The sequence below is a fragment of the Methanobacterium sp. genome, from assembly GCA_039666455.1.
Taxonomy (GTDB): Archaea; Methanobacteriota; Methanobacteria; order Methanobacteriales; family Methanobacteriaceae; genus Methanobacterium_D.
Map to the genome: position 1 here is coordinate 1 of JAVSLW010000032.1, position 21,905 is coordinate 21,905.

21 protein-coding genes are annotated in these 21,905 nt (G+C 36.3%); 12 read left to right on the forward strand and 9 right to left on the reverse strand.

The window, feature by feature from the left end; translation table 11 throughout:
• From ileS to PQ963_08705, 3 genes are all read left to right on the forward strand, one after another.
• Nucleotides 1–2,347 (forward strand): isoleucine--tRNA ligase (ileS, locus tag PQ963_08695; GenBank protein MEN4029741.1); only part of this gene is annotated, 2,347 nt, incomplete at its 5' end.
• Nucleotides 2,348–2,365: 18 nt separating this feature from the next.
• Entirely contained in the window at nt 2,366–4,543 is a 2,178-nt protein-coding gene (gene purL, locus PQ963_08700; GenBank protein ID MEN4029742.1) for a phosphoribosylformylglycinamidine synthase subunit PurL, read from the forward strand.
• A 37-nt stretch (nt 4,544–4,580) separates the two neighbouring features.
• Nucleotides 4,581–5,141 (forward strand): SEC59/DGK1/VTE5 family protein, encoded by a 561-nt coding sequence (locus PQ963_08705; GenBank protein MEN4029743.1) that lies wholly within the window; start codon nt 4,581–4,583, stop codon nt 5,139–5,141.
• A gap of 16 nt (nt 5,142–5,157) precedes the next feature.
• Here PQ963_08705 and PQ963_08710 read toward each other — a convergent pair whose 3' ends face one another.
• Nucleotides 5,158–5,994, reverse strand: a complete 837-nt coding sequence (locus tag PQ963_08710) for a hypothetical protein (protein MEN4029744.1) — start codon at nt 5,992–5,994, stop codon at nt 5,158–5,160.
• Between the two features lie 119 nt (nt 5,995–6,113).
• On the opposite strand from PQ963_08710, the gene PQ963_08715 reads away from it, so the two are divergent.
• Nucleotides 6,114–7,151, forward strand: coding sequence for a hypothetical protein (locus tag PQ963_08715; protein MEN4029745.1), 1,038 nt, complete (start codon nt 6,114–6,116; stop codon nt 7,149–7,151).
• Here the strand turns inward: PQ963_08715 and PQ963_08720 are convergent.
• Nucleotides 7,125–7,271: a hypothetical protein gene (locus tag PQ963_08720; protein MEN4029746.1), complete on the reverse strand. Its 147-nt coding sequence runs from the start codon at nt 7,269–7,271 to the stop codon at nt 7,125–7,127. The genes PQ963_08715 and PQ963_08720 overlap by 27 nt on opposite strands.
• Before the next feature lie 123 nt (nt 7,272–7,394).
• Between PQ963_08720 and PQ963_08725 the strand changes: the two genes are divergently transcribed.
• Nucleotides 7,395–8,642, forward strand: coding sequence for a tripartite tricarboxylate transporter permease (locus PQ963_08725; protein MEN4029747.1), 1,248 nt, complete (start codon nt 7,395–7,397; stop codon nt 8,640–8,642).
• Nucleotides 8,643–8,775: 133 nt separating this feature from the next.
• On the opposite strand, the gene acsC is transcribed toward PQ963_08725, so the two are convergent.
• The 4 genes from acsC to cdhC are packed head-to-tail and all read right to left on the reverse strand — an operon-like array spanning nt 8,776 to nt 13,523.
• Entirely contained in the window at nt 8,776–10,149 is a 1,374-nt protein-coding gene (acsC, locus tag PQ963_08730; protein ID MEN4029748.1) for an acetyl-CoA decarbonylase/synthase complex subunit gamma, read from the reverse strand.
• Nucleotides 10,150–10,164: 15 nt separating this feature from the next.
• Entirely contained in the window at nt 10,165–11,328 is a 1,164-nt protein-coding gene (gene cdhD / locus PQ963_08735; protein MEN4029749.1) for a CO dehydrogenase/acetyl-CoA synthase subunit delta, read from the reverse strand.
• Between the two features lie 37 nt (nt 11,329–11,365).
• On the reverse strand, nt 11,366–12,121 hold the full coding sequence (locus PQ963_08740; GenBank protein ID MEN4029750.1) for an AAA family ATPase: 756 nt from the start codon (nt 12,119–12,121) through the stop codon (nt 11,366–11,368).
• Nucleotides 12,122–12,134: 13 nt separating this feature from the next.
• On the reverse strand, nt 12,135–13,523 hold the full coding sequence (gene cdhC, locus PQ963_08745) for a CO dehydrogenase/CO-methylating acetyl-CoA synthase complex subunit beta (GenBank protein ID MEN4029751.1): 1,389 nt from the start codon (nt 13,521–13,523) through the stop codon (nt 12,135–12,137).
• A 450-nt stretch (nt 13,524–13,973) separates the two neighbouring features.
• Between cdhC and cbiM the strand changes: the two genes are divergently transcribed.
• Genes cbiM through cbiQ form a run of 3 tightly spaced genes read left to right on the forward strand, consistent with a single transcriptional unit; the run spans nt 13,974 to nt 15,736 of the window.
• Nucleotides 13,974–14,615 (forward strand): cobalt transporter CbiM, encoded by a 642-nt coding sequence (cbiM, locus tag PQ963_08750; protein MEN4029752.1) that lies wholly within the window; start codon nt 13,974–13,976, stop codon nt 14,613–14,615.
• Nucleotides 14,612–14,917 (forward strand): PDGLE domain-containing protein, encoded by a 306-nt coding sequence (locus PQ963_08755; protein MEN4029753.1) that lies wholly within the window; start codon nt 14,612–14,614, stop codon nt 14,915–14,917. The genes cbiM and PQ963_08755 overlap by 4 nt, the downstream gene beginning before the upstream one ends.
• Nucleotides 14,918–14,956: 39 nt before the next feature.
• Nucleotides 14,957–15,736, forward strand: coding sequence for a cobalt ECF transporter T component CbiQ (gene cbiQ, locus PQ963_08760; protein MEN4029754.1), 780 nt, complete (start codon nt 14,957–14,959; stop codon nt 15,734–15,736).
• A 2-nt stretch (nt 15,737–15,738) separates the two neighbouring features.
• Here cbiQ and PQ963_08765 read toward each other — a convergent pair whose 3' ends face one another.
• Both PQ963_08765 and PQ963_08770 read right to left on the reverse strand, forming a co-directional pair.
• The gene (locus PQ963_08765) at nt 15,739–16,815 is read right to left on the reverse strand and encodes a type II secretion system F family protein (GenBank protein MEN4029755.1); all 1,077 of its coding nucleotides are present in this window, start codon (nt 16,813–16,815) and stop codon (nt 15,739–15,741) included.
• Nucleotides 16,816–16,836: 21 nt separating this feature from the next.
• Complete coding sequence (locus PQ963_08770; protein MEN4029756.1) at nt 16,837–18,618, reverse strand: CpaF family protein; 1,782 nt, start codon at nt 18,616–18,618, stop codon at nt 16,837–16,839.
• 111 nt (nt 18,619–18,729) lie between these two features.
• Between PQ963_08770 and PQ963_08775 the strand changes: the two genes are divergently transcribed.
• The 4 genes from PQ963_08775 to PQ963_08790 all read left to right on the forward strand — a co-directional run bounded on the left by PQ963_08775 (nt 18,730) and on the right by PQ963_08790 (nt 21,279).
• On the forward strand, nt 18,730–19,656 hold the full coding sequence (locus PQ963_08775; GenBank protein ID MEN4029757.1) for a class I SAM-dependent methyltransferase: 927 nt from the start codon (nt 18,730–18,732) through the stop codon (nt 19,654–19,656).
• Between the two features lie 45 nt (nt 19,657–19,701).
• The gene (locus PQ963_08780) at nt 19,702–20,043 is read left to right on the forward strand and encodes a hypothetical protein (protein MEN4029758.1); all 342 of its coding nucleotides are present in this window, start codon (nt 19,702–19,704) and stop codon (nt 20,041–20,043) included.
• 164 nt (nt 20,044–20,207) lie between these two features.
• A complete protein-coding gene (locus PQ963_08785) occupies nt 20,208–20,597 on the forward strand; it encodes a CBS domain-containing protein (protein ID MEN4029759.1) in 390 nt (129 codons plus the stop codon).
• 226 nt (nt 20,598–20,823) lie between these two features.
• A complete protein-coding gene (locus PQ963_08790) occupies nt 20,824–21,279 on the forward strand; it encodes an Hsp20/alpha crystallin family protein (GenBank protein MEN4029760.1) in 456 nt (151 codons plus the stop codon).
• Between the two features lie 54 nt (nt 21,280–21,333).
• On the opposite strand, the gene PQ963_08795 is transcribed toward PQ963_08790, so the two are convergent.
• On the reverse strand, nt 21,334–21,894 hold the full coding sequence (locus PQ963_08795) for a TIGR00296 family protein (protein MEN4029761.1): 561 nt from the start codon (nt 21,892–21,894) through the stop codon (nt 21,334–21,336).
• Between the last annotated feature and the right edge of the window lie 11 nt (nt 21,895–21,905).

Here is a 21,905-nt window from a genome sequence, read left to right on the forward strand (position 1 = left end):
CTTATTTGAAGATCAAAGCTATGAAATAGTTAAAGTAGTTAAAGGTTCATCTCTTGAAGGTATAAAATATCAACATCCTCTTTTAGAGGAGATACCAGTTCAAAAAGACTTTGAACATAAGATCTTGCCTGGAGAACATGTAACATTAACTGAAGGTACTGGATGTGTTCACACAGCCCCCGGACACGGTCCTGATGACTTTGAAATAGGTAAACAGTACGGATTACCAATATTCTGCCCTGTTGATGAGGCAGGATTATTTAAAAAAGAAGCTGGAAAATATGAAGGAGAATTTGTAAAAGATGCTGATCCTTACATAATAGCAGATTTAGATGTTCACGGCTTTCTACTTAAAGAAGATGTAATAAGCCACAGATATGGGTTCTGCTGGAGGTGTAAAACTCCAATTATATACCTTGCAACACAGCAGTGGTTCCTTAAAGTCACTGAAATTAAAGATAAAATGCTTGCTGAATTGGATAAAGTTGAATGGATTCCGGAATGGGCTGGTGAAAGTCGTTTCCGTGATTGGGTTTTAAATGCACGTGACTGGACTATTTCAAGACAGAGATACTGGGGAATTCCAATTCCAATCTGGAGATGTGAAACCTGCGAAGAAATAACTGTTGTAGGTTCCATTGATGAATTAAAAGATCGTGCTGTTGAAGGAAAGCTTGAAGGAGACTTTATACACAGGCCCTATGTTGATGAAATTACCATTGAATGTCAGTGCGGCAAAGACATGAAACGTGTCCCCGACGTTTTAGACGTCTGGATAGATTCAGGAGTCGCCGGATGGGCCGCATTACACTATCCCCAGAAAAAGGAAATGTTTGAAGAATGGTTCCCCTATGATTTTATAACTGAAGGCCATGATCAGACCAGAGGATGGTTCTATTCACAATTAGGATGTGGAGTAATTGCTCTTGACCAAACACCATATAAACGAGTGTTAATGCATGGTTTTACCCTTGATGAAGATGGTAGAAAGATGAGCAAATCCCTTGGAAATGTTGTTGAACCTGACGAAGTTATAGAGCAGTATGGAGCAGATATACTTAGATTTTACCTTCTCTGGGGAAACAAACCATGGGAAGACCTTAAATTTACATGGGATGAACTGAAAAATGTTTCTAAAATGTTCAACATACTGTGGAATGTTTACGTGTTTTCAACAACCTACATGGCTATAGATAACTTCAACCCAACACTATACACTGAAAATGACCTTAAACTTCGAGATGAAGATAAATGGATAACTTCAAGAATTAATTCTCTTTCAAAAGATGTTACAGAAGCTCTTGATTCATTATATCTCCACAAAGCTGCAAGAGCAATAAATCACTTCATATTAGAAGACCTGAGTAGATGGTATGTAAGACTAATCAGAGGACGTACATGGGTTGAAAAAGAGGATCCTGACAAGTTAGGGGCTTATTACACCTTATATAATGCTTTAAAACTTCTAATTAAAGTAATGGCACCTGTAACTCCCCATATAACTGATGAAATTTACCAAAATCTTGTTAAAGGTGTGGAAAAGGATGCTCCAGAGAGCGTGCATATGGAAGATTGGGAGTTCAACGAAGACCTTATCGACAGGGATTTAGAAGAAAACATGGATATTGTAAGAGATATTATTGAGGCATGTGCAAGGGGAAGAGACGTTGCAAGATACAAGCTTAGATGGCCTGTAAAGAAGATAGTAGTGGTTTTGGAAGATAAAAACGTTTTAAATGCTGCTGAATCTCTAAAGGCAGTTATAATAGAACAGGCCAATGCCAAGAAAATAGAATTTAGCAGCGAATTTGAAGATCTTAAAATCATTGCTAAACCGAACTTAAAAACTCTTGGACCTAAACTTAGAGGAGATGCTCCCAGAGTAATGCAAAATCTTGCTGAAGCTGATGGAGCCAGAATAAAAGCTGATCTGGATAATGAAGGGGTTTACAAAATTGAACTTGAAGATAAAACCATAGAACTTGGAGAAAATGACATAATATTTGAAACAGAACTTCCTGAAAACCTTGTAAGTGCTGATTTCAATTCAGGTAGTGTATTTTTAGATACAGAAGTTACAGACGAGATTTTATCTGAAGCAATGTCCCGTGAACTTATAAGAAGAATTCAGGACATGCGTAAGGATTTAAATTTAGATGTAGAGGCCAATATATTTGTATTTGTTGAATGTGATGAAGGATTCAAGAATTTAATCCTGCCATTTGTGGATTTTATCTCCCATGAAGTAAGGGCCCATGAATTATCATTTGACTTCCAGGAAGGAGATTACACAAAAGAATGGAAAATTGAGGATGAGAATTTGAAGATAACCATTAATAAAAGCTAAAATGTGCGGTGTGATAAAATGACATTAACTGATTCAGAGCAGGAATATATAAAAAAAGAGCTTGGAAGAAAGCCTAACTTATTAGAAGAAGGTATGCTGGACGTAATGTTTTCAGAACACTGTTCCTATAAAAGCAGTCGCCCAGTATTAAGCTTATTCCCCACTGAAGGTGAAAGAGTAATATTAGGGCCTGGAGACGATGCAGGTATTGTTGAACTTACCGATGAACTGGCACTGGTTATTGGAATGGAAAGCCACAATCATCCATCTGCAATTGAGCCATATGGAGGTGCTGGAACTGGTATTGGAGGAATAATACGTGATATCATTTCCATGGGTGCCATGCCCATTGCATTACTTGATTCATTAAGGTTCGGGCCTCTTGAAGACCAGAGATCGCGCTATATATTTGAATATGTTGTAAAAGGAATTTCAGATTATGGAAACAGGGTAGGAATCCCCACAGTGGGTGGTGAAGTTGAATTTGATGAAAACTTCAAATTTAACCCCCTTGTAAATGTGGTCTGTGCAGGGCTTGTTAAAAAAGAAGATATTGTAAGAGGCGTTGCACCGAATGTGGGAGACGTCTTCGTTCTTATGGGTGGAAGAACTGGTAGAGACGGTATTCACGGAGTAACATTTGCTTCTGAAGAACTTACCAGTGAATCTGAGCTTGAAGACAGGCCTGCTGTCCAGGTGGGAGACCCTTTCACCAAAAAAATGGTTTTAGAAGCTACACTTGAAGCTTTAGATAAAATTGATGTTGTAGGGCTTAAAGACCTTGGTGGTGGAGGTTTAACCTGTTGTGTTTCAGAAATGGCTGCTAAAGGCGGGAATGGAGCAGAAGTGGAGCTTACAAAGATTCCTCTAAGAGAGGAGGGAATGACCCCCTATGAGATCATGTTATCTGAATCCCAGGAAAGAATGGTTTTCGTGGTAAAACCAGAAGATGCAGACGCTTTAATGGAAATATTTGAAAAATACGAGCTTCCACATGCTGTAATTGGTAAAGTTACAGATAGCAGTGATCTGGTCATTAAACAAAACAGAGAAGTTATAGCAAAAGTGGGGGCATGTCTTCTTGCAGATCCTCCTGTAATTGAAAGAGCATCATGTAGTCCGTGTGATGAGGGATGTGGAGATGATGAAACTGTGGAATATCAGAGATTAGAAGATATTGATCCTCAGGAATCTGTTTTAAAATTACTTGGATCTCCAAACATTGCCAGTAAAAAATGGGTTTACAGTCAATACGACTACGAAGTACAGATAAGAACTGTGGTTAAACCGGGTGATGATGCAGCAGTACTGCGTATTGACGATGAGAAGGCAATTGCACTTACATCAGACTGTAACAGCATACACACCAAACTGGATCCATATCATGGTGGAGCGGGAGCAGTTGCTGAAGCATTCAGGAATGTTGTTTCGGTGGGAGCAGAACCAGTTTGCATAGTTGACTGCCTTAATTTTGGAAACCCTGAAAAACCCCATGTTTTCTGGCAGTTTAAAGAGTGCATAAAAGGAATGTCAGATATTGCAAAACGCTTTAATGTCCCTGTAATAAGTGGAAACGTGAGCTTTTATAATGAAACTGAGGGGGTAACTGTAAATCCTTCACCAGTTGTGGGTGTTGCAGGATTAATGGATATAAAAGATATAAAGACGATGGATTTTAAAAATGAAGCTGATAAAATAATTATTATTGGAAAAACAGGTGCAGAATTAGATGGTTCCGAATATCACAAAACCATTCATGGAGTTGTTCAGGGTAAACCTCCGCATGTGGATATGGACATGGAATTTGAATCTGCAAATGCAGTTTTAAAATTAATTCGAAATGATAATGAGGGATCAGTTACAGCAGTGCATGATTGCTCATCGGGTGGATTAGCTACTGCAGTCGCTGAAATGGCTATTTCAGGTGGAATAGGGGCAGTTTTAGATACTTCAAAGGTACCTAAAGAAAACAGCAAAATGAGTGTTTCTGAAATACTGTTTTCAGAATCCAATGCTAGATTCATTGTTACAGTAAAAAGTGAAGCTGCAGAAAAATTACTGGAAAAAATTGATGCACCTGCAGCAATTATTGGAGAAGTTAGAGGAAATAAGTTGATTATTGATGAAATAGTGGACTTAAGCCTTGAAGAACTTAAAGAATCATACTATGGAGTAATAGATAAATTCATGGCATGATCATGAATGATTTATAATCAAATTGTGGCCTGATAATATGAAAGAGGAATATCTTAGACAGTTAATTCATGCATCAGGTATTTTCATCGTTTTTTTAAGCTGGTTCATTAATCCTGTTCTTTTAATCATTATATGTATAGTAATAGTCATATCTGTGGAGATACTTTTTAGAATAGATAGATACCACAACATCTTCTTTATTTCAGCCCTTTTAAATAGATGTAAAAGAAAAAATGATGAAAAAGGATTTGTGTACTTTTTCCTTGGAATTATACTAACCATCTACCTTTTCCAGTTTAACATGGCTGTTGCAAATGCTGCAATAATTATTCTTCTTTTTGGAGATTCTGCATCCACTATATTTGGAAAACGTTTCGGTAAAACACATTTACCCTTTAATAAAAGAAAAACAATTGTGGGAACCTCTGCATTTTTCATAGTTGCACTTGTTGGAGCTTTAACTCAGCTTCCATTACTTCCTGCATTCTTTGGAGCTTTATGTGGTGCGATAACTGAAGCTTACAGCCCTATAGATGATAACGTTCCTATTCCTTTGATTTCTGCCTTTGCAATGAGCATAGCGATATATTTTTTATGATACCCTATTAGAAAAATTATGTATTTTGAATTTTTTCCAAAAATATTAGAGCATGTTTCAGTTTATCTTCATACTCTCCAGGATCTGTGGCATTTAAATCTATTATCTTCTGCTCTTTCCAAAGAGATTCTGGTTTACACCAGCCCCATTCCAAAACCAGAAAAGGAGTTCCAGAAAACCCCATAGGGTTCAAAATCCGAATATCATACCTATCATCATCTTCGTTATAATCATCTCCCTTGTCAACTGAATATTCTTCATCTTCATCCAGTGTTATCACCCATCCAAGTGATTTAGAGATATTATAAGAAAGATTATAGCTTTCATCGTTTGGGGAATAATATAAATACCATTTAGGCCCCCCTTTGTACGGTGGATCTCCCTTATAAGGATATCCTTCCATTGCACTGTGAATATCAAAAATTGCGTCATATTTCTCTTTTTTTAAGAGGGGGAGAACAAATGAGGCAGTAGATATTTCACCAGTGCTTCTACCTTGATCATAAAATTTCCCTTCCTCATATGGAACATGCACCCAGTAAACATCAATTTCTCCTTTGAATTCAGATAATAAAGTAAATTGACGTATAGCTTCATAAAATGCATTATGAGCCTCCCATTCATAAGGGTGCACCCCCATTATGAATGCAAATCTCTTACCTGGATTTTTACTTATAAATCTATCAATATCTACATCTGTATTACCATATACGTTTTCAAAATGAGATTTTTCATAAGTTAGGTTATTTTCTGGAGGAATAAATGTATTAGTGTTGAAACTGTATAGTAAAAGAATTGAAAAAACTAAAATTAAGGCTATTGCCCCTATAACTTTGAATCCTTTAATTTTCATCAATAAAAATTTATGCTAAAATCATATTTAAGTTTTATATAATACAATAAATTACTAAAAATAATTAAATTAATTAATCAATCAAATTTATCTGAGCTTTATCAGTACTATCTAAATTTATGAAACCTACTGGAGTTGATATTCTGCTCTTAAAAACTTTGAATATTATTGGAATCTTCATGATTCTCTTTGCAGGCTTACTGTTTGCCACAAAATTTTTAGATGATATCATTTTAACCATTACCTATCCTTTTTTGGAAGGATCATCTGAAGGTAAATCCGTAATTCTTTTTGGAATTATGGGCAGTATGCTGCTCTTTTATCCATTATTTAAGCAAGATGGGATTATTGCAAATAAGATATCATCATTGAGCCCTCTATTAAAATTTGATGGCCAAAAATATCTTAAATTCATGATAATAATCATATTTCTTACCTATTTAGCTGGACTTCTCCTTGAAATCTGGATAAGAACTAAATTCGGCGTTTCCCTTTTTACAATATTTGTATCATATAACTCAAGTGTAAGTACAACCAGCTTGACCCACAGCCATATACTTAAATCAATTTTAGGCGCTTTAATTCACTATTTTGGAGTATTTATTCCTTCACAAATAAACACAGGAGTTTCACTTGCACAGTATATTCCTTCAGTGGCATTTGTCATATTTATAGTATTTCCAGTGATTTATCTAACTGGATTAATAGCATTGAGCCAGAAAAGAGATCTTCATAAGGTGTTACTTGCCTTTGCCATAACTATTTCTTTAATTGGAATGCTGGATGGAGGATTATTTTCAACCCCCGCACTACTTGGCTTATTAATTCTTTTATCAGTTTATTACATGAAAAAACCATTTTCTCCTAAATACATCTCAAAACCAGTGATAATAATACTTTTACTCATTATTCTAAGAGTTTCCCTTGGTTTAATAGGAACAAACACCGAATTCCATGAAATAACCATTGTTGATCCTTTAGAAAACATAGATCTTAATGGATATAATGTTTTAAGTATTGAAAAGGAAGAAAATAAAATGATAGTGAAAGTACCTGGAGATACAAATGATAAAGTGCTTTTACTCCAGTTGACAGAGGATTTAAAAGGTAAATGCAGCGGATTTTTCATTTCATGGAATATTTACTCCTGGACGTGAATTACCTCTTGCTCCACAAGAGCCTGCAGAACTATGTTCTGCGGCCCTGAAAATCATGGAAAAAATCGGGTTTCTTTCTGGATATCCTTGCTTAACCACATGTTTTGATTCATTATTCACATTAATAGCCTGAGTTACCTCTTAATAACACATAATTTTATATGGTGTGGAGTTGACAAGTATCATATTTATTATTAACTCTTTGTTAGTTAATAATCACATCATGTGTGGAGCGCGGGGAAATTGTTTGATCTAATCATAGTATGCTTAACAGGTGTTCTATGCGGGACAATAACTGGACTGATACCGGGAATTCATGTTAACACAGTGGGGGCATTCGTTTTTACATCTTCTCCCTTTCTTTTGACTTCCTATTCTCCTGAGGTTCTCTGTGTTTTTCTAATTTCAATGGCTATTTCACATGCTTTGCTTGAATTTATACCTTCCATGTTTTTAGGAGTTCCAGAGGAAGGAACGGTTTTATCTATTTTACCAGGACATAAAATGGTAATTCAGGGAAGGGGAAAAGAAGCAGTAAGATTAGCTGCAGTTGGGGGATTTGGGGCAATTTTAGTGGCAATTATATTACTACCTGTTTTTATGATGATTTTACCGGCAATATACAGCTTAATTAAACCATATACATGGATTTTACTTGTAATTGTTGTTATTTACATGTTTATACGGTTGAATAACGATTTAAAATCATTTCTATGGTCAATGACACTATTTCTGCTTTCTGGAATAATGGGTTATATAATGTTTAATTTACCTGTATCTCCCAATGTTTCACTTTTATGCATTTTTACAGGGCTATTTGGGGTTAGTACCTTGCTTTACAGTCTTTCTGAAAGCTCATTTGTCCCAACACAAAACAGATTTCATAATTTTAAAATTAACTCTACTATTTTAAGGGGAATTTTCGCAGGAGGACTTGCAGGAACCATCCTCGGATTTTTACCAGGACTTGGCCCGGCACAGGGAAGCTTAATTGCCCAGGAGTTAAGTGGGAGCGGAGACTCTGAAAGTAACAGAGAAGGATTTCTCGTTGCTGTAAGCGGAGTTAACACATCCGATACATTATTTTCACTTGTGATGATTTATTTAATCGGAAATCCAAGAAGTGGAATTGCAGTTTATGTTGAAAACATTATTCAGACTTTTGATTTTAATCACCTCATATTTTTCACCTTCACAGCACTGACAGCGGTTTCAATTTCCTTAGTTTTATGTTTAAAAATAGGGGATATGGTTAGTGAGTCAATAGAGAAAATAAATTATGAAAAAGTTACATGGATTGTAATCATATTTATGAGCATTTTAATGGTGGCATTTTCGCTATGGTATCATGCTAATATAATGTACATGGTAATTGTGTATATTACAGCGATTTCGCTTGGATTACTGCCACATTACGTTGGGGTGAATAAATCGAATTTAATGGGAGTTTTAATTTTACCTGCAATTTTGATCTATTATAATATGTTTTAAAAAGACAAAAAGTATCAAAATATTAAAAATTAGCCTACTTATGCGAACATTCTGTTTTCAAGGGCTGTTAAAAACATACTGTTTTTAACGCCCCGAAAATACTTCCAGGATGCTTACCTGTTTATATTTATAGTTATACTTTTTCTTTAAGGAAATCTGCAAGTGCTGATGAGTCCCTTGGACCTACGACTACTTCCCATCCAGTGTCATCTTCAATTTCACCGCTTATTGGGGCTGCAAGACCTGGAATTACCATTTTTCTGGTTTTCACATTGTCTTCAATTTTAGATTCTTTTATTAAGTCTGCAACAGCTTTACCAGTGAACTGGCCACCAGCTACAGCCACATCTACGGCTCTTCCTATAGTGTCAAGCACTAAAAGGTAACTGTTTGCATTTCCTGATTTTAAATCTCCTTCAACTGTATAATAGGTAAGTGCAAAGTTTGTGGTTAAAGCTACAGGAGAATCTTCGTTAACTTCACCAATCTCATATACTCCGGCGTCCACTGCTTGAGGTTTCCTTGGATCGGTGAAAATACTCTGTCTTAATGTTAAAACAGGTATTAGCTCCCATATTTCAGTCCCATGAATTATCATTATGTCAGCGTATTTATTTATAAGCGTTGCTGCAATTGTTGCTTCTTTTATTGCAGTGTTAACTTCATCTTCTTCTGTGTTTAGCCATGTGAGCGCTGGAACTCCCATTATTGGGAATCTGAAGTCTTCATCACGTTCTTCTACAGCAAGTCTTCTTATCATGATGAAATCATCTAAAGTATCCCCAATTCCAGCACCTACATATGTACCAGGGTCAAGAACAATATCTTTAATTCCCTTATCCCTTAATGTCCTTGAAAGTTCCTTCATTTTTTCAAGGTCGTTTGGTACAAAGAGTGCTACTGGACAGTCGTATTCAAGTGCCAGTGCTGCCATTTCTTCAATGTTGTCTTCAGTTGCACCATAAATCAACGGATGTTCGTCCCCAACAGCTTCAAGGGCAGCTTTCATTGCATCAGCATCAAAAGAACATAACACTAATGCCAGGCTGGAACTTTTAAGCTTTTCTGCTGCTTCCTTGAATTTTGCAGCATCTCCAGATTTGTTTCTAAGAGCTATACCATCAAGAGTAAGTAATTCTCCTGTTCTTTCAAACTGGGTTTCTTCTATTTTTTTAACCCTTTCATCGAATGCTGTTTCATCCATATCATCAGTTATATCGATTACAAGAGGGGTCTGATTGTAATAAGTTAATTCGTATCTGTAAAGAACTTCATCTCCACCAATTATCATGGCTTTAGCGCCTTTACCAATTGTTATTTCACGAACTGCAGGTGCGAGTAAATCTGCAAGCTTATCAAATTCACCTGCTGCAAGTTGTGTACATAATTCAAGGTCTATTTCCTTTTGTGAAAGTTTGGTGGCAAATGCCATGCATGAGGCCTCTCCACATTTTGCACAGTTTGTTTTTGGAAGTAGTCTGTAAACATCCATTGCTGTAACAGCCATTTTTTTAACCTCCTTTTATTCCAGTTGGCTGACCCAGTTTGATATATCAGGAACTTCTGTGGTCATATATTCTTTTGTAAATGTTTCTCCAATTTCTCTAAGCATTTTCACTGATTGAGGGTGAAGCATCATAAAAATATCCACGCCGCAAAGCATCAGCGTTAGCCCGGTTACAATTTCCCAGATTGGTCCCCGGTAATCTGTTGGTCCCCATTCCTCTTTTTTCATCCATGCTTCACGAGATCCCCATGCATTAGTTGTTCCAGAAGACATAGGCATCTGTAAATCTGTATCTCCCTTAAGTGCGGCCAGTCTTGTTCTGGTTATAACATCTATTGAAAATTCAATACCATAACCAAGTGCACATGTTGTTGGGTCCATTACGATGTCATTTTGGGTTAATCCTTCCTTCATAAGGTACTTGTTAAGTGTTTTCTGCATGTTTATATCAGTGATCGCCCATGAAAGAACAGCGTGATTGTAATCTACTGCTGCTTTTGCAACTTTTCTGTAGTCAAGGTCAAGGTTAGCTGATGCAAGAAGACATCTTTCATCTTCTGCAGCTGCAGCAGCTGCTTCAAGCACGATCGGATCCTTTTGAGGGTCCCCTGAAGCACCTATTACAAGAGGCACATCTACAGCCTGCAGTACTTCTTCAATATCTGCTGCAGCTTCCCTTGGAGTTTTATCCATGACCTTTGGACCTGTTCCAATAAGGTGTATTGTCACCATGTTTGCACCAAATTTTTTAACCGCCTTTTTAGCCCAATCTCCAGGGTGCTCCATCACATCTTCAAAATGCTCTCTTATTGGTCTTGGTAGTCCAGGCATCGGAATATCAAAAACATCGAAAGTTACAACTGGAGGATTTGGTTGCGGTTCTTCAAATCGGTATAGTGCTTTCTGTCCCCCTAAAAATACTGGTTTTCTTGAACCAGCGCCGAGTTGAACTTCTGCTACTTCACCCTGGTAATCATGAATTGGAGGCTTAAATTCTTCAGCCACTATTGCTTCTTTGACAATCTCAGCCTGTTGAACCTGCTTTTGGACCTGCCCGACAACTTGCTGGACTGCAGGCATTAAATGCAGTTCAAGTTCTTCAAAATCCATTCTAAACTCATTTAATTCTATAGTATCTGTGTTTTCAAGCAGTTTAAGAAGTTGTGCTATTTTATCCATTTACCCACATCCTTTATCCATATAATTCTAAAAATCATCACTTTAAATTCAAATCTTTTATTATCTTTGATATAGCAGTACCTGCACTGGAATCATCTGGAAGATTAATTAAAGGTTTTCCTTCTAAATCATATTTGGAAACAATTTCGTCTTCATATACTGTTCCAATAACATTTAATCCTGTTTCGCTTACTTTTTTAAGTATTTCATCTTCTTTTCCTGGTTTAACCCTGTTTACAATTAGATATGATTCATCAAAACTTATATCCAGTTCTTTTGAAAGCTCTCCAATTCTTTGCGCTGTTAAAATACCTCTTTTTGACGTGTCTGTAACTACAAGCATGATATCAACATTTTGAGTAGTTCTTCTGCTTAAATGTTCAAGGCCTGCCTCTGTATCGATCACTATGAGGTCATAGTTTGATGAAAGTGTTTCGATGATTTTTCGAAGCATGTTATTTACAGCACAGTAGCATCCACTTCCTTCAGGTCTTCCCATTACCAGAAGGTCAAATTCAGGAGTTTCAATTACAGATCCCATGATTTTATAATCAAGTATGTCCCATTTATTTGCTTCTTGTGGGATATTACCTGCGGCGGTGTCTTTTTTGAGTTCTTCCCGGACATCACCAACTGTACGCTCTACCTCTATTCCCAGGGCTTCTGGCAGGTTGGAGTCAGGATCTGCATCTATTGCCAGTATATCTTTATTGCTCCCAGTTAAATATTTGATTAAAAGAGAGGATATAAGTGTTTTTCCTGTTCCTCCTTTTCCGCTTACTGCTATTATCACCAATCTACCCCTTTTATTTTTTCCTGATTATTACCTTTTCAGCGTAGATTTTTGCGTTTTTAAGTATAATTTTTACTCCGCCGCCTGCAGGCATTGAAAGTTCTGGAGCATAAGCAACTTGAGCTGAGGGAGCGCCGACCATTCGACCTTCATCTGAAACTTCTTCAACTGTCTCGGATTCTACTACTTCCTCTTTTACCTGCTGTAATCTTTCCATTACTGGATGCTCATGTTCTCTTAAGAACTTTCTGATTTCTTTAATGCTTCCTGCATCTTCTTCAGTTGGAATCTTCCCTATTAAGTCTTCGGGAATGAATTCAGTAAGGGAATCTTTTATTTCCTTCGGCATCCATATTACTCTCCCGTAACCGCCGTCTGCCTGTAAAAATTTAGGAGATCTCATATATCCCATACTGAGGCCTGTAAATCCTTCTATCTGTTTTCCACCAGAACATTGACCAGCCATTGCTGAAAATGGAATTCCAAGTGGAGTTTCTCCTCTAAAGTCACGATCTACAATCCCTATTCCATCAAGTTCAGGTATATAAAACGCTACAGCTTCAAAACATCCGCATGATGTGTGTGGATATTCAAATACACTGTGCAAATATACTCTATCGACCATACCCTGTGATCTATCTGATACCATGGCATTTACGTCGCTGTATTCTCCTTTTTCTGTATCTAAAACTTCACCTTTTGTTACTTCAAATATTGGCCCTTCTGGATCCATTTTAGCTGCTGCTCTGCAGTCAAACCAGTTTATAGCCCCACATAGGGCTGTTCTATCAGGTGTAACCACACAAACATGGCTTGGTGCAAACGATTGACACATTACACAGCCATAAAACACATCAACGTCTTCATCACTTAGTTCCCTTGCTTTTGCATCACGAACATCATATGCTGCTCTTGCTGTTTCAATGAATGATTCTACATCACTTTCTTCTGTAAATACACTTACAGCTATCTTTTCTATTATGGGGAACTCTTCTTTAAGGAGAATTGAAAGTGCCTTTGCAAGGTGTTCAAGCTTAAAACCTGCTTCAACAGCCTCTTTACTTACACGGCACCATATCTGGTCTCTCTGGTTTAGGTGCATAAATCCCTTTACATAGTTACAGAGTTCATGTACCCGTCTCTCTATAACTCCTTCAAGCTCTTTTTCCAGTTTCTCTCCTTGAATTTGTATAAATATTCCAAAGGGATGTATTTCACCTTCAGACATTTCAGATAACTCTGGCCCTACTACTTCTAATACTCGGTCTTCAATGTCTTCAGCTACTTGTACAAGCTCTGCGCCAGAAGATTTTGGCCCCGCAAGTTCAACAAACATGTTCGCTGATCTTATACGTTCTCCTTCATGCATTGGACTAACATCAACAGGTATATCATCAAACATTAAATTTCCTCCAGATCATGATTCTATTAATATTTCATTTAAGTCTTTTTTCTCTTAATTTTTCAGGATATTTAAACCATTCCCTATTTTCTGCAAATGATGCATCTATCTGATGAAAAAAGTTCAGGTCTTTGCACCACAATTATCACCAAATTATTAATGATTTATAATGATATTTTAAAATGTGGGCCTTACATTATATAAAGTTTATTATAAAAATTTTGAAAATACGTGATTTATAAGTAATGAACTTTATTTTCACTAAATCACATTCCCATTTTATGCATCTTTTTAAGAAGGAGTTATTACAATTTTCAATGAAAACAGGCCTTTAATATTACTTTTTTATTACAATTTTTTAAAAAATCAGGCTTTTAGTAATACTTACGAAAAGGTTTATATTATAAAAAATAGTAAGTTCTTTTTATAAAATAAAGGAGGATTTAAAGAATGCATATACCAGATGGTTTAGTTCCATTTCCACAATGGTTAGTTTATTATGCTATATCGTTTATTGCTTTAATTTTAGCCCTAAGATGGGCAAGAAATAATCTTGATGAAAGGTTTATTCCATTATTAGCTGTTTTATCTGCAGGTATTTTCGCTATACAGGCTATGAATATTCCCATTCCCTTTGGAACAAGCGGACATATGATGGGAGCAGCTTTAGTGGCAATTATATTCGGCAGTCCATGGGCAGCAGTTCTTGTTTTATCAATAGTATTGATACTTCAAGGATTACTGGCAGGAGATGGGGGAATAACTGCCTTAGGCGTGAATATATTCAACATGGGAGTTGTAGGGGGATTTGCAGGATACTATGGATACAAATCACTTAAAAAGGTTAATAAAAAGTTTGCAGTATTTATTGCAGGATGGGCATCAATATTTATAGCTGCAATTGCTGCTGCATTTGAACTTACAGTAGCTGGTGCTTTCCCCCTTGACCTGGGTCTTTTCTATATGGGAGGATTCCATGCAATAATTGGGATTATTGAAGGTGCAATTACCTTAGCTGTGGTCTTATCCATACAGAATGTGAGGCCTGATCTATTCTCACTGGAAAGCAAAGGTGGGGTGCCCTCAAAATGAGTCCTGAAAACAAAAAGTTTCTATTGGGTGGACTTGCAATCGTCATACTAATAGCGGTTCTTGCACCATTTTTAGCATCTTCTAATCCAGATGGTTTAGACAGCACCATAGAAAAAGTGATGGAGCATCACCAGACAGATCCCCTTTTGGAATCACCTTTCCCAGACTACACCATTCCTGCTCTTGGTGAAGAAAATCCTGCAGGTGGAGTGATATCTCTGGTTCTTGGAACTTTACTTGTTCTTGGAATTGCATTTGGTCTGGGTAAGGTTCTTAAAAAGAAAGATGAGGGAAGTACATGATTCTTTCTTTATTTTATGATTGGTTGAGGGGAATAAATAATGAATATTTCAAGCATTGAAATGCAGACAAGGAAATCAAGCACGCTACATTCATTAGATGGCAGGATAAAAATTATTTCATGCATGTTAATTATTGTGTATGCAGTATACACAACCGCTGTAATTGCGTTATCAGTGATGGAACTTTATCTGATAGCGTTAATACTGATGTCTCATATTTCTTTAAGCTATGCCTTTAAAAGGATAGTACTGATTTTGCCGTTTGGAGGAGTAATTGCACTATTTCAACTTTTTATCAAAGATGGAACAGTATTATACATGTTACCGTTTGGAATAGAGATCACACAGCAGGGTTTAGATTTTGGTTTACTACTCTTTTCACGAATAATTATTTGTATTACTGCAATTGTGCTCCTTTCATCTGTAACTCCAATGCAGGAACTTATTAATTCTGCACGTAAACTTGGTGTACCCCGTGAATTTTCAATGCTTCTAAGTTTAACATTGAGATATCTTTTCTTCTTCTACGAAGAGTTAAGACGTATACACAATGCTCAAAAAACAAGATGTTTTGACATAAGAAGTAAAAAGACTGCTTATATGTGGAGATTAAGGAAGGTAGGTGAAACTATAGGTATGATGTTCCTTAGATCTTATGAACAGGGCGAAAAAGTATATTTCAGCATGTTAAGCAGAGGATACTCTGAAAATTCTAATTTATACAAAGATAATGAAAAATTAGATTTGAAAGATTATACATTTATTGCAATCACCATATTATTCATAGTGGGGCTGGAAATTACACGTTATGTTATTTAAATTTATAGTTGAGGCTCCAGCCTTTTAATCATGAACGCCATGAATCCAACAATCATAGGAAACAGGAATAAATACAGTACTAAAAGAAGCATTGGAGGAATCACAGGCCCCATAACAGTTGATGCTGCAATTAGCATGATCATGAAAATTACAGGTCCTAAAATAGCAACGAACATATATATCATGGTGAATGAATTCAATTTCTGGGCATAATCTTTTAGCTTCATCCTCATTTCATAAGCAGTATCTTCTGCTATAACGTTTAATGTCCGTGAAAGGTCTCCTCCACTGGATAGAGTTCTTGTTATCTGATAAATTGCTCTTTTTAGACCTTCTGAATTTATACGTTCACTCATATCAACCAGAGCATTTTCTGTTGTTTCCCCATATCGTATCTCTTCTAAGGTACGTGCAAATTCCTCAGAAAGCGGGCCGTATCCAGATAAAGCCACTGATCTCATACTTTCATGAAGTCCAAGACCTGCTCTAAGTTCTGTTGCCATCTGCCTTAAAGCAAACGGCAGCTCTCTTGAAGCTTCTGATGAACGTTTTCCGCTTTGAAGTTTTGGTAAGAAAACAATTATACCTGCCATAAACAGTATGAGCATTCCAAAAATCAGGCCAGTTTCAATTCCAAAACCCATACCTACCATTAAAACCATTACAACTACAAATGAAACTGCACCCATACCCATAATCAGTTTAGGGTCTAAACTTTCTTTTTCCTCTTCTTTAAGGATTTCTTCAAGTGCAGCTTTGTGATACACATCCATTTTAGCCTTTTCTTCCTTAGATTTATCTTTTTTCTCGTATTTTTTGTCGATGAGTTCTTTAAACATTTGAATCTCATCTTTATCCATCTGCATTCTTTCTATGACTCGTGGTGATGTTTTTTGAGGTGCAAATCTCTTGCTTCCAGATCTTGAAATAGATTTCATGTTACCAAGCTTGCCTACAGGAGATTTAAGGTTACTCAATTTATTTACAGGCTTTTGAACCCCTTCCCCTACCTTTTTACTTGAATCAATTGTTACTCCGCCAATCATGTTAAAAAGTCTTTTCAGGCTGTCAAATACCATTTTATCACCACATTATGAAAATTATAATATTTTCTCTAAAACCTCATCCTGGTCTCTATAGTATTCATGTATCCATTTACCGACTTCACCAATCGATCTGATGTTGTTATCAGCCATGTACTCTAATACCAGTCTTCTTTTTTCTATTTCTTCTTCAATCTCTGTAATACTCATCCCTCTAAGTTCGGCCATTTTCCGGAGGGTTTGACTGGCAATTCCAACATATTCAACTTTATCAACAACATTATTCCATTCAAATACTCTGTTTAGCTGAACATTACCTTCTTCCATACCTACAATTTCTGCAACCTCGGTGATTCTCCTTATAGACCCTCCTTCAGGTCTGTACATTCTGTTCTGCATTATTATAAAGTCCAGTGCAGGGATCATAATGCTTGGAACATTCATTGGAGGATTTATAAGCCTGGTGATAGTTTCTCTTGCAGTGTTGGAGTGAAGCGTACCAAATCCAGAGTGTCCGGTGTTTAAAGCTGTAAAAAGAGTTATTGCTTCTCTTCCCCTTACCTCACCTACAATTACACGATCTGGCCTCTGTCTGAGGGAATTTTTAACTAAGGTGTCCATGTCCAGTTCTCCCTTTCCTTCAATGTTTGGAGGGCGAGTTTCCATACGCAAAACATGATTGTGGGGAAGCTGCAGCTCTAAAGTATCTTCTATGGTAATTATTCGCTCACGCGGAGGTGTAAATGATGTTACAGTATTCAGAGTTGTGGTTTTACCTGAACCAGTACCTCCTGCTATAATAGCATTGCATGGTTTAACTCCAAGGCCGTCTACACATACCCATAAAAATCCTGCTAAGTGAGGTGAAAGTGTTTTAAAATTAATTAAATCAATTACAGTAAGTGGATCTTTACGGAATTTACGTATTGTTAATGTTGATCCATCTGCAGATACGGGGGGGATAGTAGCATTTACCCTTGAACCATCAGCCAGTCTGGCATCCAGAATAGGTGTTTGCTGGTCTATCCTACGGTTTACCTGTCTTGCAATTACATCTATAATTGCTTTTACATCTGAGTCTTCGTCAAAAACAACATTTGTCTGCATCATCCCAATTTTTCTGTGATAAACAAAAACAGGCCTGTCGGTACCTATGACCATTATTTCTTCCAGATCATCATCCTTAATCATAGGGTCAAGTTGTGCATATCCAAGCATTTCCTGAGAAATTTGTGTAGCAAGCTTATCAGTATCTCTAACGCCCTTCATTTTCAGGAATTCTTTAACTTCCTCAATAAAAGAGCTTTCATCAATTTTAAAGTTTTCACCCTGGGAAACAGCAACATCAACAAGTTTTTCACGTATTTCATTGAGTAATTGTCTTTCACGTCCCGTGAATTTAGGTACGTTAACATTGTAAGAAGGGATCATGCCATCTTCAACAATTTCTGCCTTTATTCCTCCGGTCATCTTCTTTATCTTTTTAGGCTGTCTTTTGGGTTTAGTTATAACCTTTTCCACTGCAGGTTCCCTTCCCATAATAGAGTCCAGCATGTATCCATCTTCATTATCATCAAAAAATAATGACCTTTCTTTTTTACGTTTAATTTCACGGGGAAGATATGATTCAGATGATTCATGTTCTTCTACTTTGCTTCTACGATAATAAGAATTTAATTGCAAATCTTCTTCAGCTTCCAATTCTGGAACATATTTAGACTTTTCAACCGGTTTTTCATAGGTTTTTTCTTCTGATGGTTCTTCATCTTCCTTGTCTACATCACCAGACCCGAATTCTCCTAAAAGATCCCTGAGTATTTCTTTACGCTTATTTTTCATCTAACTCACTTAATGCATGGCTGCATATTTATATCACAACATCCCATATTTAAGCATATGGAAATTAAATGCAGGTGTGGGAGTACTTGTATAAAGCCAGCATCCGCAGTCTTGAAGGAAATTGAATTATTTTACAGTCCATGTGCTGAATGTGAACTCCTGAAATTAAGGAAATTTTCCCCATTAAAACATCAATTGAACCTCAATAAAATAGATGCCGGTTTTGGAAGCTGTAATTGTGGTAAAAGACATCTTGACGTAGTTATTGCCCATTTATTAAAAATAATGATTGAAGAAGGAGTAAAAGATGAAAAATCCAGTCTTAGAAATACCTGCACCCCCCTTATAACTCCTGCTTTTCCACTTGATTCTGCACCATACTTACCTGAAAATTCCATGGTAATACTGTCTGATGAAGTGACCAAAGAGTGTGCTCAAAGAATATTAAATGAAATCAGAGAAGTTAAAGGAGTACTTAAAGGAGACTTAAGAGAAACTGTAGGTATAAAAGACGTTAATTATAATCCTAATGTATATGAACTCCTTGCAGGATGCGATATTCGGTGTGATATTGTTCAAACACCATATGGAGCATTATGTATCCACAAATATCAGGGTAAAGTACATATAGAATTTCCTAAAGTCAAATCACCTAAAATTGAAATTCTTCAGAAAGTTCTGGATAAATATGATGACCCTTCTGTTCTTGACTGCACCTGTGGCCCTGGAACACTTGGTATTACCTGCCTTAAAGCCGGAGCACGAAGCGTTGTTTTTAATGACCTCTGGCTTCCAGCAGTAAGAATGGCAGCGATAAATATTGAGGCTAACGGATTTCCTGTGGACTTCTGGAACCCAAAAAGAGATGTTGTGGCAGGAGGTAAGAATTTTAAAGCTTATTCTCTGGATATAAGAGAATTAGAAGAACTTTTAGATGAAAAATTTGATATATGTATTGTTGACACCTTTCCAGATGTGGATACAACTGATTTTGTGAAAGCTGCAGGTAACCTGGGTAAAAAAGTTGTTGTTATATAACCATTTAAAGCAAAAATATATTAATAATTAGTAAAGAGGAGTTTTATGAGCATAGAAATTAGCAGCAGATTATTTGATGGTCCCCATCCTATTAAAGAATGGAATCCACTGAGTTTTCCTGCAATCTACGCTATCATGACGAGACCAGATCCTGAAAATAATCCGGAGGGGTATCAAATAATATATTTATGTGAATCTAACGAGTTATCTGAAAAAGAATCCTATCTTAGCCACCCAAAATACGAATGCTGGTTTAAAGAAGCTGGTTTTAGAAGTAATATTTTTATAGGTGCCCATGTAATGCCCAATTCAACCTCTGAAGAAAGAGAGAAATTAAAAAATGCACTCATAAGGGTTCATAAGCCATTATGTAATGATTCAAAGTAATAATATTCGAGATTCGTACAAAACAGGAGGATATATTAATTATTTAAAGAATTGGAGAATGCAACCAGCACCAGGTAACTTTGTCCCAATATATAAATAATATTAAATAAAAATAACAGTGTAAATTTATAATTTTTTCAGGCATGAAAAAAAAAGGTGAAAATATGCTTTCAGAGTATGTGGTAAGAGATGTAATGAGTAGAGGAGTTTATACGGCAATGTTAGACGACTCTTTAGAGGATATAATTAAATTAATGGATAATAATAAGATTTCATCTGTGGTTGTGGTGGATGAAAACGGTACATACTGGGGAATAATAACAGACATAGATGTGCTGAAACATTACACAGAAAACATGGATGACTTAAAAGCTGAAGATATAATGGTAACAGATACAATCACTGTAAATCCAGTTACTCCACTTGAGAAGGCAGGTTTAATTATGGTGGAGCATAGGATACACCATCTTTATGTGGTTAGTGAGCTCAGGAAGCAAAAAATTGTTGGAGTAATAAGTTCAAAGGATATAATTAAATTTATGTCCCGAGTTTAAAGTAAAAACATACATTTTGGTGATTTTGAGGACTTAAAGAGCGGATTTTACATTAAAGATGATTCTGTTTATGGTGCTTCTAAAATCGTTGGAAGGCGTGCTGACTCAGCCTGAAAAATTCTAATTTTTAGGATTTTACCTGTTTTTTATCTAAACACCTGAGAGGGGAAATTATATATACCATATTAAAGGAATATAATAATGACTCAAAAAATGAGGCCAAAAAATGACACATGAAAGACATAGAAAAAGAAGTATTTTAGACAGGAAAGGTTTGATTGAAAGAATGCTGGAAGACACTTCCAGGACAATAGACGCAATAAAAACTGATCTGGAAAAGTCTGTTGTTGACTACACCTTTGTTCCAGGTAAGGACATAATTGAAACTGATGATGACGTTATCGTTCACGTTGATTTACCCGGAATCAAAAAAGAAGATATCGAGCTAAGGATAACTGAAACCAAGCTTAAAGTCAAGGCCGATTTCGATATCGAGCTTGAAATGGAACAGGGAAGATACATAACGCTTCATGACAGGAAATCTGGTGTAATAAGGAGAACTGTGAGGTTCCCTAAAAAGATCATAGCTGATGATGCAGAAGCAACCTTTAAAAATGGCGTTTTAACTGTTAGGGCGCCAAAGCTTGAGAAAGAGGAAAGCTTCAAGCTGGAAATCAAATAAAACTTTCCAAAATAATTCTTTCCAAAATAATTCATTTTTTTTAGATGTTTACCCCTATTCATGGAATATTTGAGAACTGAATTTATAAATCTTAACGTCAGGATAAATCCAGCAATCAGCAGTGAGCCCTGCTTTCACACATGTATTGTACAGAAATTCTTCAACATTCCATCCCCATTCTACAGCAACCTGGGGTAACAAAAGACCTTTGTAAGGTCCTCTTTCTATAATAAGTCCGTCTTCACCTATTTTAATTTTGTCCATGTATTCTTCAGGCTTTTTAACTTCTATAAGTTCTGGTTTTGTAAGCACGCTAACTTCTACTTCAAGATCATCAAGCTCGCTTGCTTTTACCGGTGAAAACCGCGGATCGTTAACTGCTGCAGAAATAGCAACATCTATTACAGCATTAACAAGAGGTTCTATGGGTTCACAATATCCAATACATCCTCTAAGCAGACCATTTTTGCTTAAAGTAACAAATACTCCCATTTCTTCCTTTAAAGTATCAGGCGTGTCTTCAGGAACTTCTAATTTTTTTCTTTCATTAATAAAAGCTTCAATGACATTTTTTGCAAGTTTTACCAGAAATTTACCCTCTTCTTCTGACAGCATTAACCTTATCC

Coding starts and splice junctions, on each gene's coding strand:
- PQ963_08755 (MEN4029753.1), top strand. CDS start 14,612: ATGAGTCCTGAAAACAAAAAGTTTCTATTGGGTGGACTTGCAATCGTC.
- PQ963_08795 (MEN4029761.1), bottom strand. CDS start 21,894: ATGCTGTCAGAAGAAGAGGGTAAATTTCTGGTAAAACTTGCAAAAAAT.
- cdhC (MEN4029751.1), bottom strand. CDS start 13,523: ATGTTTGATGATATACCTGTTGATGTTAGTCCAATGCATGAAGGAGAA.
- cdhD (MEN4029749.1), bottom strand. CDS start 11,328: ATGGATAAAATAGCACAACTTCTTAAACTGCTTGAAAACACAGATACT.
- PQ963_08705 (MEN4029743.1), top strand. CDS start 4,581: ATGAAAGAGGAATATCTTAGACAGTTAATTCATGCATCAGGTATTTTC.
- cbiM (MEN4029752.1), top strand. CDS start 13,974: ATGCATATACCAGATGGTTTAGTTCCATTTCCACAATGGTTAGTTTAT.
- PQ963_08780 (MEN4029758.1), top strand. CDS start 19,702: ATGAGCATAGAAATTAGCAGCAGATTATTTGATGGTCCCCATCCTATT.
- PQ963_08790 (MEN4029760.1), top strand. CDS start 20,824: ATGACACATGAAAGACATAGAAAAAGAAGTATTTTAGACAGGAAAGGT.
- PQ963_08715 (MEN4029745.1), top strand. CDS start 6,114: ATGAAACCTACTGGAGTTGATATTCTGCTCTTAAAAACTTTGAATATT.
- acsC (MEN4029748.1), bottom strand. CDS start 10,149: ATGGCTGTTACAGCAATGGATGTTTACAGACTACTTCCAAAAACAAAC.
- purL (MEN4029742.1), top strand. CDS start 2,366: ATGACATTAACTGATTCAGAGCAGGAATATATAAAAAAAGAGCTTGGA.
- PQ963_08765 (MEN4029755.1), bottom strand. CDS start 16,815: ATGGTATTTGACAGCCTGAAAAGACTTTTTAACATGATTGGCGGAGTA.
- cbiQ (MEN4029754.1), top strand. CDS start 14,957: ATGAATATTTCAAGCATTGAAATGCAGACAAGGAAATCAAGCACGCTA.
- PQ963_08710 (MEN4029744.1), bottom strand. CDS start 5,994: ATGAAAATTAAAGGATTCAAAGTTATAGGGGCAATAGCCTTAATTTTA.
- PQ963_08785 (MEN4029759.1), top strand. CDS start 20,208: ATGCTTTCAGAGTATGTGGTAAGAGATGTAATGAGTAGAGGAGTTTAT.
- PQ963_08770 (MEN4029756.1), bottom strand. CDS start 18,618: ATGAAAAATAAGCGTAAAGAAATACTCAGGGATCTTTTAGGAGAATTC.